Origin of the sequence: Enterobacter cloacae complex sp. 2024EL-00214 (genome assembly GCF_043945575.1) — a bacterium.
Taxonomy (GTDB): domain Bacteria; phylum Pseudomonadota; class Gammaproteobacteria; order Enterobacterales; family Enterobacteriaceae; genus Enterobacter; species Enterobacter cloacae_P.
This window is the reverse complement of the sequence record NZ_JBIMRC010000004.1, coordinates 284,021-297,794: the sequence shown is the minus strand read 5'-3', so window position 1 is coordinate 297,794 and position 13,774 is coordinate 284,021. Positions and strand designations below refer to the sequence as shown.

The window sequence follows — 13,774 nt, the reverse complement described above, 5'->3', positions numbered from 1 at the left end:
ATGAGCTGCGGTTTGAGGATGCGACGGGTCAGGAAGAGCTGTACATGCACGCGCAAAAGGACATGACGACGGAAGTGCTGCATGACCGGACGACGACGGTGAACAACAATCACACGGAAACGGTGGTGGTGGGACAAACGGTGAACGTGGGCACGAAAAAGGAAGGTGGTCACGACCAGAAAATCACCGTAGCAAATGACCAGACTATTACTGTTCAGAATAACCAGACGCTGGATGTAACCAATAATCGCAAAAAAGATGTAGGCAACAATCAGGACAGCAAGGTGGTCGGCGATGATACCGAATCGGTGGAAAAATCACAGAATATTACGGTGGGAAAGGATTATACCCTGACGGTAACAGACAGCCTGACCATTAAAGTGGGGGAATGTGTACTGAAAATGAACAAAGACGGCACCATTATGCTGAACGGTGTGAAAATTCAGTTTAAGGCGGACGACAGTATAAAAGGCGTTGCCAGTACCGTTCATTTTAACTGATATCACGAAGGCTATTCCATGCTGACACAAACAATTCGTCCCCTGCTTGCTGAACAATACACTGATATGCTGGCTCAAGACTATCGTCTGCGTAATGTATTGCTGTCGTCATATCATCATGATTTTAAAAGCCTTCTGGCGTTTGACTACCGAATACAGACGTATCTGGACGGTATGCTGTTACTAAAAGGGGAAACGACAGAATATCTTCGGGGACAGTTACAGGAGTTACTGTCTCCGGGTGAGTTGTTTTCTGTCGCGGCTTTTGCGGCCAATGCGGATGATGAATTTCTGTTATCCGGATGTCTGGGGCTGGTACAGGGAATGCCCCGTCTCTTGCCATCACTGCTGGCCGTGACCAGCTGGATGTCCGAAGCATCAGCGCTATGGTCGCTGATGCTATCACATCCGGCCTGCCGGGCTTTTGCCTCCGTAATGAGGGAAGAGATAACCTCTCCCGTAATATTTACTCAACAGGAAATTATTTCACTGCTTGAAAACGGGCAGTGTGTCGATTTTCTGCTCTGGTTTCTCCATAAAAGTGACTCGCGGTTGTTCATGCCCACCATAGAGCGGATCTTCTCATCAGATCAGGACGAACTTATCTTGCAGGGATGTCGTGCGGTTTTGTGTCTGCGTCCGCGAGCAGATGAGTATATCGACGCCACCAGGGAACAACTGTTACGGCTTGCTTACAGTAAAAAAAAGAATATTCGCTCGCTGGCGGTTAAGTATCTTTTGACCTGTTCAGTTTGCGAACCCCGGACACTTATAACTTCGTTGGCTGAAGCGAAGAACGATACCCGCCTATTGATTCAGGCAATGGGATGGTCTGGTCTTACAGACTACATACCTTCCCTGGCAGATTACTTTGATGATCCAGAGTACGCACGTCTGAGTATGTTGTCAGTTGTGGTTATAACTGGTTCATTGCCCGAACGAGATGGCTGGCAAATGAAGAAAGAGGATGAAACACCTCTGGCGGCAGATTCTGATTCAGCAGATATTCCGACAGGCGATCCGGAACAGGGGGTTAACTGGCCAGACGGAGTTGCATTTCATCGCTGGTGGCGGGCGAACCAGGGGCAACTGGATTCTGAAACGACGTATCTGTGTGGGCAACCAGCAACACCAGAAGGGCTGGCTACTGTTATTGCAGGCGGCTACCTGAACCTGCGCCCTCTGGCTGTCATGCGTTCAGGGCGCTTTTCTGAACTGTCTTCCCTGCCTGCGATGAATCAGTGCAGGGTTTTTAAAAACAAATGAGGGCACAGGGATGCAACAGACATTAATAAGAGAAATCGTATCGGATGAAAAAGAGTTAAAGGATGAAAAAAGACCCGGTATTCCGGATGAACTGGTCTTCACGGCGCAACAAAAAATCACGCTAAGTTGTGGCAAATCTCAGATCACACTTTACCCCAATGGAAAAGTAGTGATTAAGGGAGAGTACATCCTCAGCGATGCTGAAGGCGTTAACCGTTTATCCGGCGGACGCATTGAGGTGAATTGACGCTGCATCAGGGAGAGTAAAGAATGATAACGGTTAATATTAACGGATTATCGCTGTGCCATAAAGGCAGTGGTGGCGTCAGCCATAATACGTTGCCGGATGTGTGTAAAACACCGGGTGAAGGCGTTCCGGTTCCCTATGAGAATGAAGCGTACTCCAGTGACCAGGTAAAAGGTACTGTCAGCGTGTTTGCTGACGGCGGCAATATGATCGCTAATGTTGGTTCACAGTTTGCCAGGAGTGTGTTCGATGAGCCGGGGAGTATGGGCGGCATAATTTCAGGAACGAATAAGGCCGAGACTGACTGGATATCGCATTCGTTTGATGTGTTTTTTGAGAAGAAGCCCGCGTGCCGCCTGACGGATAAGCTTTTTATGAACCACCGGAATACGGTGAACATGGCAGGGTTGTGGCAAAAGGATTTGCCAGAGGAATTAACGAAAAAAATATGCGATGCTATTTGTGAGTGTAAAGACAAACAGTCTATAGCGACAGCCTTAGTATCCAGGGCAATGAAAGGAGAGCAAAGTTCGTTATTAGCTCTAATAGCATTATCTACTCAACCAGGTTTTTTTGGTGCTGTATTTGGATCAGGAACTGATAGCTCCGGAGGTTCAGAGGACTCAGAAGATGATTTACATAATACGGGTAAAAGACAGGAATTTTTTGCAGAGCAATTTATTGATGAGGGAATTTTTTGGACGGGGACCACTCCCAAAGATCCCGCGGTACTAGTAGAGGTTCCCTATGAAATACAGTCAGGTGACCTGATTTACTCATTAACTGATAGAACAACATTTCCGGGAGGACCTACTGCACCAGCATCAAAAGTCAGGGCCTTAAATCATGCCAAAACTATAGGTAAAGGGGAGGTGGTAATCTGGGATATGATAGTGGTGGAAGATAAATATCAACGTGCGGATTTGAGTAATATCAAAAAGATCCTTGAAATTAAATTCGCAGGTGATAGTCTGACAGGAAATCAAAAAAAAGCCATGAATAAAAATAAAAATATGGCGAGTCAGATTTCAATAATTGATGAAGCCGATTGTCGCTGTGATTCCGATGAGAGAGAAGAGGAGAGAGAGCGTGCCTGGAGAAATGTACGGAACTTCATTGATCAGTTAAATAAATCAGCACAGAAAACTTTTGGGGTCCCGGGTGCTCCTGGCGGGCCTGCACCTATTCCTCTTCTACCTTAATTATAAGGTCAAAGGATAATTATGGATTTTTCAGAATATCAAGTTAATGAATTGGGAAAACCTGTTTTATTACCTGCATTTTGCATCACCTTTTTCACAAATGTCGTCGTTAATCGGAATGAAATCCCTGAAGGCTTACTGAAACCCTATCATAAAATTCGGCAGGACTTTATGAAAGAGTTTCATTGGGCTAGTTATGATTTCGATCAGAAACGGCCTCGTGCGATAACAGAAGCCATTTTATCAGAACCTGACCGCTGGTTGAAAAGTCCTGACAACCGAGAAAAAGATTGCGCATTTATTGAATTGTATGGCGGAAAATCATCAAGAGATCTTGATTTTCCATTCTTTTATTGGGATTACACAAATGGTCATCGATCCGGAACTTACTATAGTGTTTATCGATTGGATTTACCTCTAAACTGGAACAATAATCTACCTATACAATATATAGACGAATATATTTATCAACTTGTAGATAACTATCCATTGGTTTGTGGATATGCTGGTTATACTGTCAGTGGAGATCAGGAGAGAATAATAACCAGAGATGATCTAAAGGAATATATTTACCAATGGCATCAAAGACATCCTGGGATAATGAATGTACATCCGCTATCTGAATCGCAAATAATTGCGAAAGAAAATGTTCTATTTGCTATAGGGTGGATAACTTTACTGGGAGAGGCTCTTTGTAATCAGTTAGGTGGAGTAGAGGTATTACGAAATAAGTTAAGCCATATTCCAGAAGTGATAGTTAAACCCTTACCTCAAAATGGGGCGTTAATTCGTATTGGTGATAAACCTCAATTAGGTGATTCTCGTAAGAATGATGTGCTGGACAGTTACCATGCGGTTGGAAAAGTTTTGGCTCCTGTCGCTGTGAAGGATTTTGATTTACTGGCAAAAAAGGTTGTTGTCTCGGGATTTCGTGATAATAAAGAATGCGCCAAGTGGTTAGGGCGTTTTTTCCAGGAGAAATAAACTATGCTGAAGCAGGTATCGGATAATGCATATATAACTGATAATGGTGAGCTGAGTATTACTCCATCACTGGAGACTATTCTTCGTTTTAAGTCTGTAAAAAGCACTATCCCTTTAATATCCAGAATTTTTTCTGTATTACATAATCATCATGTCGTTCAGTTAAACCATATAAAATACCATGTTATATTATCCAATAATTATAATGATGTTTATTTTAAAAAGACAATTACCCCAGAAGAATTCGTATATATTGAACGGGCATTTAAATCTTGCATTGATCTTGCCATAAGAAAGAAAACAACACTATTGACAATATTTTGTTACGATGGAAAGACAAATAATAATACTGAAATGCTTCGCGTTGCATGCAGTAAGAACACTTTCCCCGATGATCCTGTTGTTTTAAGCATTCAGGTTTTTAGTGGGGTGGACGAATCATGGAGGCATCTGGAAAAGCTACGTGATGATATCATTGCAGAAACTGGAGTGAACTTTTTCTATTCATCAATAGGATATCGATTTATTGTGAATACACAAAAAGTCAAATCAGGGGTGATTGCAATGCAAAATTTATGTATGCGATATCTTGGTGTGGATCTTGATGATTCATTCAGTATTCATCTCCCATTATGGATTAATAAACTAAGATCAATTAATTGGAAAACATCTGTCAATATTAGCGACTTTAATGATGGCATAGTCATGCCCAAAATAACACATTGGCAAACAGGAGATGCCCCATCTATTTGTGACAGGAACTCAGGAGTATTTGATTCAATAATTGAATATAAAAATTTAGATAGTAAATTGAAGCTACTTATCTATACTTCGGATAGTTTGAGTTGGTTGACAGAATGGAAATTTGATATTTACGAACGATGGGTTGACCGATGGGTTGAAATAAATCACGTACCGTAGCCAGAAACGAGTAGAAGGTGGTCAGGCGGCAGAAAGAAGTATTCTCTTCTTCCCTGCGGCATATTAGTCATGTTTGAAAATAAAATATGGTTAGAATTCAGTAATATTATCATGCAGTACATTCTCACAACAATATAAACATGAGAAAGTTAGCCCACCAATATATAGAGAAATGGTGAAATATGAAAAAAAATTCAAAATATGCTGAATGATGAGCAGATAAGAGAGCTGGGACAACTTGATGATATCGCTATTAAAGGGATTAACGCAATAGCTGCGAGAATCAGTCTGGGATTAGAAATATACATCCCACCACGCGATACGCACATTCTCTACCCTCAGCTTGAAACTTTATTTGAAGACTACTATGCTCGTTTTTCATCCAACCTTAATTATTACGGACTACCTCCTACTGGTAAAATATTAAAAATCACATCAAAATTCTTAGCCACAATGCGTAACAAACTAGAAGATTTTGATTACAATGCACATTATAATCCTTATGTGTTTTTTGATGATCGTTTTAATGGAAGGCTTTTCAACGCGTCACCGTGGAATGGACTATTTTGGGGACAACCACCCAAAGAGAATGAATTATCTCCTGTATGGGCAACAATGGCATTAAGAAAAAACACTAATAGCCTTCATATCGATACACTTCTGGATATGACCTTTCAGTGGTGTAATCAGGTACAGCCTGCGCACGGGAATGCAGGACTTTATTTTTTCCCTACAATTGGCAGAGCCGGAGCCAATTATTACTATGCTTTAATGCAACGCCACCCAGGAATTGACTATTTGAATCGAATCGATTTTGTTAATGCAACGCGCAATAAATTCAACCGAATTAAAGGTATTAACTGGATTACTATCCTGAATGATGAGATTGTGGAAGAGTTGGGCGGCCTGGAATATTGTAAGAAACAAGTGGAGCCTGAATGTCACATTGAACAATGGAAAGGTGGAATTATTATCATTGCAGGCCCTATCCCCCAAAGCGGAGACACTTATAGCAATTTTATTCCTGAACGTTACAAAAAAGTTGCCGCACTAACGCGTCCCGTTCGACTGAATGATTACGGAGGCCGTAAATTTCTGAAACTGGAAGAACCTTTTGATAACGAGACAGAGTTGAATAAATGGATCAAACGTTTTGATTAACGGGGGGGGAGATTTTCATATGTGGCAGGTTAAAAACCGGACACCTTACGCCGTAAAACATAGCTGGATACGGGGTAGATGTGGAGAGGAAATATGGACTGTGGCGCTTAAGGCCACATTTGATGTTCTACCTGATGGAACAACGCAGTTGTCTTCCCCTCAATTGCCAGTAAATGCAGGACCAGTACTTAACAGTGGTAGCGAAACATTATTATATGATGCTGACCTCGGGCCAGTAAAAAATGCTACCGATATTATTCTGAATGGTTGTGCTGTATCACCGGACAGTAGCAAGGTTACATTTGTTCCTGTGGGGCTACGGGTAGGGAAAATGATTCGTCTTGCCAGAGTGTATGGTGACAGAATATGGGACGGCAAACGGTACGGCGAACCTGAACCATTTAACCTGATGCCGTTGGTTTACAGCAAAATGAGCCAGGGAGACTTTTTACCGTCTACCCGTGATAATTTTAATCCAGCGGGGATATCTGTTGATACGCAACCCCAAGCAGGTAAATCAAAACTACCTAATATTGAATTTTATGGTGACGATCAAACCCCCGGTTTCGGCGCGTTACACCGGCACTGGCCGGGACGCCTGCAATTTGCAGGAACCTATGATGAAAAGTGGCAGCAGGAGCAGGCTCCGCTATTGCCGGATGACCTGGATGACCGCTACTGGCAGTGCGCAGCACCACCACTGTATGCCGGAAATCGACTGAAAGGTGGCGAAGTCGTCTGCCTGGGTAATCTGGCACCTCCCGGCTACGGGCATAACGGATTACTGATATTTGCCTTACCGCGTATTGTTCCTTCCTTCAGAACGCAGTTTTATGACGGAAGCGTGCGTTATCATCAGGGCAAATTGCATTCCGTCATTATCGAATCTGATTTTCCCCGCGTCAGCCTGGTCTGGCACAGTGCATTACCCTGTCATCATCTGGTGAATCAGCTTGAATCCACAACCGTGTCGGAGAAAAAGCGTTTATTTATCAGAAGTACCAGACTTCCGGTAAGCTTTCCTGAATGGGAGCAACTCTTATGACAGCAATAATCTCTGCGGCATGTCTGTTTCCTTCCGGGCCGACACTGCCACTGGCAGATATTGCCAGCCGTCTTCAGTTCTCTCTGGTACGTAAACATCCTTTATTTGTGGATCGCTGTGGTGCCAGTATAAGAGCAAGTTATTTTCCTGAAATTGTGTATGTACAGCCAGAAGAACGTTTCCGACAACTGACCCGACAGGTACTGGATGAATTACTTGAGCGCCAGCCAGAACTAAAAATATTAGCATCATCCAGGATATGGGTACTGCTCCCTTCGTTGAGCCGATCGGGAATGACCCCCAGTGTTATCTCAGCAGTGGAAGAAACCATTCAGGGAAATATCGGGCAAAATACCTGCGACATTCAGATACTACATGGTGGGCCAGCTGAGTTGGCGGCAGTGCTGGAAACCCTTGTCGCCGATAAAAGACAAAAAGACAGGGTCGATATTCTTCTTGCTGTTGATTCCTGGCTACCTGCCCCCTCCCTGATGTGGCTGGATGAGCAGAATCTGTTGCATAACGCGCTTCGTCAATTCCGGGGAGATATGCACCCGAATCCTTATGGCAGGATACCTTCGGAAGGCGCGGCGGCAGTGGTACTGACCTCAGGAGTACCAGATAGCGCCTGGTGTGTTATCCGTGGGGCCGGAGGCGCAGATGAGGATGTTCTGTATTCAGATGAGGGCGTTTGTCTGGGAAAAGGGTTAATTCGAGCAGCGCAGAAGGCTGTGAGTGTTGCCGGAAATCCTCTCCTGGAAAGTATAATCAGTGATGTGAATGGCGAACCTTATCGGGCAGATGAACTGGGATTTACACTACTGAAACTGAGCAACTATTTTACCGAGGATTATACACGGGAAACCCCTACGCTGGCGAGTGGCGACCTGGGGTGTTCTGGTTTGTTAACACATCTGGCACTAGTTGCATGGCAAATGCGTTCGTCTGTACGAACTGGAAATGTGATGGTTTTATCAAGCTCCGATGATAAACGGCGTGGCGCAGTAGTGCTTTCGGCTGTCCAGGGAAGATAGTCTCGTTATAATGATTAATATCAATTGGTTAACGAAGTGCCATAAAGGTAGCGATGGTGTAAGTCATAATACACCACCGGATGTCTGTAAACGCCGTGTGAGGCTTTTTGGTAAGACTCATCTTGATTTCTTGAAACGGTATGGCGATGTTCCAGCATATCAAATTTAAGTTTGAATGATGTTCAATGTGAAGGAGGATGGGGCTTCACCTGCATAATGCAGCATGGATATTTTAGCGTCGCTGTTTGTAAAAAACACCAACAAAACCAATAATAAACCGCCCCCCCACCCTGCCTTTTCCATCGCCCGGTATTTTTCATCCTTCAAATCCGCCTCAGGAAAGAAAGCACCACCGTGCATTAATCAACAGAAACGGGTCAATAAAACTGTTTCAGTGTTTCAAGCAGGGCATGTGCCGCTTTAGACAGCTGCGTATGCCCAGGGTGGATAACACCGATGCACTTTTCAATCGACGGGTTCTCCAGCGGAATACAGACCGCACCCAGCGACGTCATCTGCGACGCGCACAGAGCCGGGACGGCGCTGCCGCCAAGCCCACTGGCAACCATTCGACCAACCGTCACCAGCTGGTGACTTTCCAGCGCGACATCCAGCCTGCGACCGCTGCGGGCCAGTTCCTCTTCCATCATCAGACGTACCGCCGAGGGACGCTGCAGAGTAATGAAATCCAGCGTCAGCAACTCCTCCCAGGACAGGCTTTTTCGGGCAGCCAGAACCGACTCTTTCGGCACGATCGCCACAAAACGATCGAGACCCAGCGGGGTAAACAGCAGGTTGTGGGTCGGCGCTGGCTCAAAGGCGATCCCCATCTCCACCCGTCCCTCCCGCACCATCTCGATCACCTGCTCGTTGATGACATCGTGCACGGTGACGTTGATCCCGGTATAGCGATCGCGAAAGGTTTTCAGAACCTCGGGCAGCACGTTAGCCGCAAATGACGGCATCGCCGCAACCGAGATTTTGCCACGCTGTAGCGTAAAACACTGGTGCATGGCCTCTTCGACATTATCCCAGTCGGCAAGCAGCTGCCGCGCCATCGGTAAAAACGTCTCCCCCTCCTGCGTCAGAGCAACTTTACGTGTGCTCCGCTGTAACAGCGGACCGCCCAGCGCATCCTCCAGCCCTTTAATCGTCAGGCTCAATGCTGGCTGGGAAAGATTCAACCGTTCGCTGGCATGCGCGAAATTCAGAGTGTGAGCTACCGCTAAAAACGCGCGTAACTGTTTGACACTCATTCTCATTTTTCACCTTGTTAACTAATTGAAAAAATTTAGTTAACAACAAATTAATAAAAAAACCAAATGAATGGGTCACAAATTCAAAATTAACAAATGAGTCACCGCCCCTAATGATACCGACACAGATAACGGGAGAGATAACTATGGCGGGACTGGATAAGCGCGTCGGTAGCTATGCGCAGGCGCTGGATGGGCTGACGGACGGGATGACCTTGCTGGCGGGCGGCTTCGGCCTGTGCGGTATTCCTGAAAATCTGATCGCGGAAGTCAGACGCCGTCAGGTGCAGGGTCTGACTGTAGTTTCAAACAATTGTGGTGTGGATGGTTTCGGTCTCGGGATCCTGCTCGAAACACGCCAGGTGCGCAAGGTCGTGGCGTCGTACGTGGGCGAGAATGCGTTATTTGAGCAACAGGTGCTGAGCGGTGAGCTGGAGATTGAGCTGACACCTCAGGGGACACTGGCAGAAAAGGTGCGCGCTGGCGGAGCCGGTATTCCGGCATTTTACACGGCAACCGGATATGGCACTCCCGTCGCGGCTGGCAAAGAAGTGCGCCAGTTTGCAGGTAAGCACTACATCCTGGAAGAGGCCATCACCGGAGATTTCGCGCTCATCAAGGGCTGGAAAGCGGACTGGTACGGCAACGTTATCTACCGACATACCGCGCAAAACTTTAACCCCCTGATGGCAACCGCAGGCCGGATAACGGTTGTGGAGGTGGAGGAAATTGTCCCGCCGGGCGAACTGCCCCCGTCTGCCATTCATACCCCGGGGATTTACGTCGACAGGATTATTGTCGGCCAGTTTGAAAAACGCATTGAACAGCGCACGCTGCGCGCAGAGGGAGTCTGACTATGTTAACCCGTGAACAGATGGCTATGCGCGTTGCCAGAGAACTGCACGATGGCTACTACGTCAATCTGGGGATCGGCATCCCTACGCTTGTGGCGAACTATATCCCGGCAGGGATGGACGTGATGCTTCAGTCCGAAAATGGCCTGCTGGGGATGGGAGCGTTTCCTGATGAGCAGAGCCTCGATGCCGACATGATCAACGCCGGGAAGCAGACCGTGACCGCACGAACAGGTGCCGCCATTTTCGACTCGGCCCAGTCGTTTGCCATGATCCGCGGCGGCCATGTGGATTTAACCGTACTGGGGGCGTTTGAGGTGGATATCGAAGGCAATATCGCCTCGTGGATGATCCCCGGAAAAATGGTGAAAGGCATGGGTGGCGCGATGGATTTGGTCGCCGGGGCGCAGAACATCATTGTGGTGATGACCCACGCGTCGAAAAACGGCGAATCAAAATTGCTGCAGCGCTGCACCCTGCCCCTTACGGGCGTGGGCTGTATCCGCCGGGTCTTAACCGATCTGGCTCTGCTGGAGATAGAAAACGGGGCGTTCATTCTCCGGGAGTATGCGCCGGGCGTCAGCATTGACGATATCGTCCGCAAAACGGCCGGGAAAATCATCGTTGCGGACGATGTTCGCGAAATGTGCTTCATGGAGAACGCCCTATGAAAGAGGTCATGATTGTCGGGGCAACGCGAACCCCCATTGGCAGTTTTCGCGGTGCACTCTCCCCCCTTTCAGCGGTTGAGTTGGGCGCTGTCGCGGTACGTCGCCTGCTTGAAGAGAGCCAGCTTCCCGCAGGTGAAATTGACGAACTCATATTTGGTCAGGTGCTGACGGCAGGCTGTGGGCAAAACCCGTCGCGACAGACAGCAATCACATCCGGTTTACCTGCCAGCGTCCCGGCGGTCACGGTGAATCTGGTTTGCGGCGCAGGGTTAAAAGCCGTGCAACTGGCGGCACAAGCGATCCGCTGCGGTGATGCCAGCGTTGTTATCGCAGGTGGCCAGGAAAGCATGAGTAATGCCCCCTACCTGCTGGACGGCGCACGGGCCGGGCTGCGCTTTGGTCATGCAGGCCTGCAGGACAGCATGATTGTCGATGGCCTGTGGGATGCATTTAACGATTATCACATGGGGATCACTGCCGAAAACGTCGCCCGGCAGTATGGCATTTCACGCGAGGAGCAGGATGCTTTCGCCGTTTTGTCACAGCAAAAAGCGGCGGCGGCTATCGAATCAGATCGGTTTGCGGCTGAAATTTCCCCCGTCACGGTGACGCAGGGTAAAAAACCGCCATTGATTATCGACCGTGATGAACAGCCCCGACCCGGAACAACCCCCGATCAACTCTCCCGACTGCGTCCGGCTTTTCGTCAGGACACCGGCACGGTGACAGCGGGCAATGCTTCAACCCTGAATGATGGTGCGGCGGCAGTGTTGTTGATGAGCGGTGAAAAAGCGCGGGAAAGTGGCTTACCGGTGCTGGGCCGGATCGTGAGCTATGCGGTCACGGGCGTCGATCCGGCAGTCATGGGCATTGGCCCCGTCAGCGCCTGTCAGACGGCGCTGGCGCGAGCGGGTTGGTCACTGGAAGAAGTGGAATTAATTGAAGCCAATGAAGCCTTTGCCGCGCAGTCGCTGGCAGTCGGCAAAGCGCTCGGCTGGGAAAGCAGCAAAGTGAACGTTAACGGCGGCGCAATCGCGCTGGGGCATCCCATCGGTGCGTCCGGCTGTCGGATCCTCGTGACGCTACTGTATGAAATGCAGCGTCGTAACGTCAAAAAAGGGCTCGTCACCCTGTGCGTAGGCGGCGGACAAGGGATCGCGTTGACCATCGCGCGCTAAACCTGCCCGGACATCTCGTTTGTACCCGAATATAACAATGATAGTGAGGAGTCGTAATGAGTGTGTTGATTGCCCTGGCGGCGCTGGCATTGCTGATGCTGGCAGCCTATCGCGGATACAGCGTTATTTTGTTTGCCCCCATCGCAGCACTGGGGGCAGTGCTACTCACCGACCCGGGTGCCGTTGGCCCGACATTTACCGGCCTGTTCATGGAAAAAATGGTCGGCTTCGTTAAGCTCTACTTCCCGGTGTTCTTGCTGGGCGCGGTCTTTGGCAAGCTGATTGAACTCTCCGGCTTTTCCCGTTCGATTGTCGCTGCGGCCATTCAGATACTGGGACGTCGCCACGCGATCCCGGTGATCGTGGTCGTGTGCGCGCTGCTCACCTATGGCGGTGTGTCGCTGTTCGTCGTTGCCTTTGCGGTTTACCCTTTCGCCGCAGAGTTGTTCCGCCAGAGTGGCATACCGAAACGACTGATCCCCGCCACCGTCGCGCTGGGCGCTTTCTCGTTTACGATGGACGCCCTGCCTGGCACACCGCAGATCCAGAATATTATTCCCACCAGCTTTTTCGGCACCAACGCCTGGGCCGCTCCGTGGCTTGGCGTTATCGGCTCGCTGTTTATTATCTGCTTTGGTCTGCTATGGCTGGAGCGCCAGCGTCGTAAGGCACTCAATAACAATGAGGGCTATGGTTCAGATCTGAAAAACGAACCTGAAACACCCGATAATATTAACCTTCCCCACCCACTTATTGCGATTGCCCCACTGCTGGTCGTCGGGATACTGAACCTGCTGTTTACCCGTTGGATCCCCGGCTGGTACGGCACGAGCCATGAACTGACGCTGCCGGGTCTGGCGAAGCCGATTGTGACCGAAGTCAGCAAAATCACCGCCATCTGGGCGGTGGAGGCCGCGCTGCTCTCCGGCATCCTGCTGGTGCTGATCTTCGGCTTTCGTAATATTCACGGACGCCTGGCCGAAGGCAGTCGGACGGCGGTCAGTGGCGCGATTCTGGCGGCCATGAATACGGCGTCTGAATATGGTTTCGGGGCCGTTATTGCCGCGCTGCCTGGTTTTCTGGTTCTGTCCAAAGGGCTGGCCGCGATCCCAAACCCGCTGTTAAACGAAGCGATCAGTGTAACCGTCCTCGCCGGGATCACCGGTTCCGCCTCCGGGGGGATGAGTATTGCGCTCGCGGCAATGTCTGACGCCTTTATTGCCGCCGCGCACGCCGCCAATATACCTCTTGAGGTGCTACACCGCGTGGCTTCGATGGCCAGCGGCGGTATGGATACACTGCCCCATAATGGTGCCGTGATTACGCTGCTCGCAATTACAGGTCTTAGCCATCGCCAGGCCTATGGCGGTATTTTTGCCATTACGATCATTAAAAGTCTGGCGGTGCTTTTTGTCATTGCCGTGTTCTATCTGACCGGCATTGTGTAAGGAGAAT

The 13,774-nt window shown here is 48.6% G+C and carries 14 protein-coding genes and 1 pseudogene; 13 read left to right on the top strand and 2 right to left on the bottom strand.

Translation table 11 applies throughout. The features are described 5' to 3' along the window. The 9 genes and pseudogenes from ACHHZ6_RS07090 to ACHHZ6_RS07050 all read left to right on the top strand — a co-directional run. Nucleotides 1-500: pseudogene (locus ACHHZ6_RS07090) on the top strand (type VI secretion system tip protein VgrG); the annotation flags it as partial. Nucleotides 501-518: 18 nt separating this feature from the next. Further along, nucleotides 519-1,766, top strand: a complete 1,248-nt coding sequence (locus ACHHZ6_RS07085) for a hypothetical protein (protein ID WP_395122007.1) — start codon at nt 519-521, stop codon at nt 1,764-1,766. Between the two features lie 10 nt (nt 1,767-1,776). Beyond that, on the top strand, nt 1,777-2,013 hold the full coding sequence (locus ACHHZ6_RS07080) for a hypothetical protein (protein WP_395122005.1): 237 nt from the start codon (nt 1,777-1,779) through the stop codon (nt 2,011-2,013). A 23-nt stretch (nt 2,014-2,036) separates the two neighbouring features. Then, entirely contained in the window at nt 2,037-3,215 is a 1,179-nt protein-coding gene (locus tag ACHHZ6_RS07075; RefSeq protein WP_395122003.1) for a DUF4150 domain-containing protein, read from the top strand. Between the two features lie 21 nt (nt 3,216-3,236). Beyond that, a complete protein-coding gene (locus ACHHZ6_RS07070; RefSeq protein ID WP_395122001.1) occupies nt 3,237-4,199 on the top strand; it encodes a type VI immunity family protein in 963 nt (320 codons plus the stop codon). 3 nt (nt 4,200-4,202) lie between these two features. Then, nucleotides 4,203-5,120: a hypothetical protein gene (locus ACHHZ6_RS07065; protein ID WP_395121999.1), complete on the top strand. Its 918-nt coding sequence runs from the start codon at nt 4,203-4,205 to the stop codon at nt 5,118-5,120. A 201-nt stretch (nt 5,121-5,321) separates the two neighbouring features. Next, on the top strand, nt 5,322-6,281 hold the full coding sequence (locus tag ACHHZ6_RS07060; RefSeq protein ID WP_395121997.1) for a type VI immunity family protein: 960 nt from the start codon (nt 5,322-5,324) through the stop codon (nt 6,279-6,281). 19 nt (nt 6,282-6,300) lie between these two features. Then, nucleotides 6,301-7,326, top strand: a complete 1,026-nt coding sequence (locus ACHHZ6_RS07055) for a DUF2169 domain-containing protein (RefSeq protein WP_395121995.1) — start codon at nt 6,301-6,303, stop codon at nt 7,324-7,326. After that, entirely contained in the window at nt 7,323-8,360 is a 1,038-nt protein-coding gene (locus ACHHZ6_RS07050; RefSeq protein ID WP_395121994.1) for a hypothetical protein, read from the top strand. Before ACHHZ6_RS07055 ends, ACHHZ6_RS07050 begins: the two co-directional genes overlap by 4 nt. 165 nt (nt 8,361-8,525) lie before the next feature. Here the strand turns inward: ACHHZ6_RS07050 and ACHHZ6_RS07045 are convergent, their stop codons facing one another. Further along, nucleotides 8,526-8,720, bottom strand: a complete 195-nt coding sequence (locus ACHHZ6_RS07045) for a hypothetical protein (RefSeq protein ID WP_395121992.1) — start codon at nt 8,718-8,720, stop codon at nt 8,526-8,528. A 17-nt stretch (nt 8,721-8,737) separates the two neighbouring features. Next, nucleotides 8,738-9,622: a LysR family transcriptional regulator gene (locus ACHHZ6_RS07040; protein ID WP_196390488.1), complete on the bottom strand. Its 885-nt coding sequence runs from the start codon at nt 9,620-9,622 to the stop codon at nt 8,738-8,740. Between the two features lie 140 nt (nt 9,623-9,762). Here ACHHZ6_RS07040 and ACHHZ6_RS07035 point away from each other — a divergent pair, with 140 nt between their 5' ends. The 4 genes from ACHHZ6_RS07035 to ACHHZ6_RS07020 are packed head-to-tail and all read left to right on the top strand — an operon-like array spanning nt 9,763 to nt 13,767. Continuing rightward, a complete protein-coding gene (locus tag ACHHZ6_RS07035; protein WP_395121989.1) occupies nt 9,763-10,470 on the top strand; it encodes a CoA transferase subunit A in 708 nt (235 codons plus the stop codon). Between the two features lie 2 nt (nt 10,471-10,472). Further along, nucleotides 10,473-11,141 (top strand): CoA transferase subunit B, encoded by a 669-nt coding sequence (locus tag ACHHZ6_RS07030; protein WP_182272612.1) that lies wholly within the window; start codon nt 10,473-10,475, stop codon nt 11,139-11,141. Further along, on the top strand, nt 11,138-12,319 hold the full coding sequence (locus tag ACHHZ6_RS07025) for an acetyl-CoA C-acetyltransferase (protein WP_395121987.1): 1,182 nt from the start codon (nt 11,138-11,140) through the stop codon (nt 12,317-12,319). Before ACHHZ6_RS07030 ends, ACHHZ6_RS07025 begins: the two co-directional genes overlap by 4 nt. A gap of 56 nt (nt 12,320-12,375) precedes the next feature. Continuing rightward, nucleotides 12,376-13,767: a GntP family permease gene (locus tag ACHHZ6_RS07020; RefSeq protein ID WP_182918943.1), complete on the top strand. Its 1,392-nt coding sequence runs from the start codon at nt 12,376-12,378 to the stop codon at nt 13,765-13,767. Nucleotides 13,768-13,774: the final 7 nt, after the last annotated feature.